We start from the raw sequence: 722 nt of genomic DNA on the forward strand, positions 1-722 counted from the left end.
GACGGATACTCATAGCAGACCGCCTTGTCCTTCCCGATGCTCTCCATAATTTGTCCCTGCCGGTGAAGCTTGTACGCCATGCGCTCGCTGACAAGTAACGAGGACTGCAGCGGACTGGACTCGTTGCTTACCCAGCCGCTAAACGGGTACATCGAACCCTGAGAGCCGGCACACCAGAACAGAATATCGAGTGGCATATGAAACGCGCTGGCCATAGCGTCAGCCGCGCACGCCCCCTGTGCGATGGGGTTGGCAAACAGGATGGCTTCCGGATTCAGAATGGTGGTGAGGCTGCTGTCCACCCAGGTCGGGTCAATCTCGGACAGATAGGCTATATCCATGTCTCCGCCTTCCAGACAGCCTGCGGAGGTGATGATGTTCAGCCAGTAGGTCAGCGGGTACTTGTACCAGTGAACGTGATAAAAAGCGCCGTTCACCTGCTTATCGTCCTTTCTCGCGGTCCCCATACCGGTCTTGCCGAGATTGATACTGAAGCCCCCCAGATTGACCATACAGCCAGGCGAACGGCTGACGTCCGTCATGGCCATCGGCTCCCAGTACCCGATGGCCAGGCCGGGGCGAACAAAAATCGGTGGCGGCGCCGGACACAGCTGCAGGGGACTACCCGGATTGCTGGTATCAGGCAGATCGCCTTTACCAACCTGCACGCTGCCGAGTGATAAAGGAAATATGCAGCGCCAGCACACATCGGTGATCGGGTT

General features: G+C 57.9%; 1 protein-coding gene. It reads right to left on the reverse strand.

Annotated features, from left to right (window positions below; all coding sequences use genetic code 11):
* The coding region (traU, locus tag ACOI7Z_RS27285) for a conjugal transfer pilus assembly protein TraU (RefSeq protein WP_182858950.1) at nucleotides 1-722 on the reverse strand (722 nt) is incomplete at both ends.

The organism is Klebsiella sp. C283 (assembly GCF_048822555.1).
Lineage (GTDB): Bacteria > Pseudomonadota > Gammaproteobacteria > Enterobacterales > Enterobacteriaceae > Klebsiella > Klebsiella quasipneumoniae.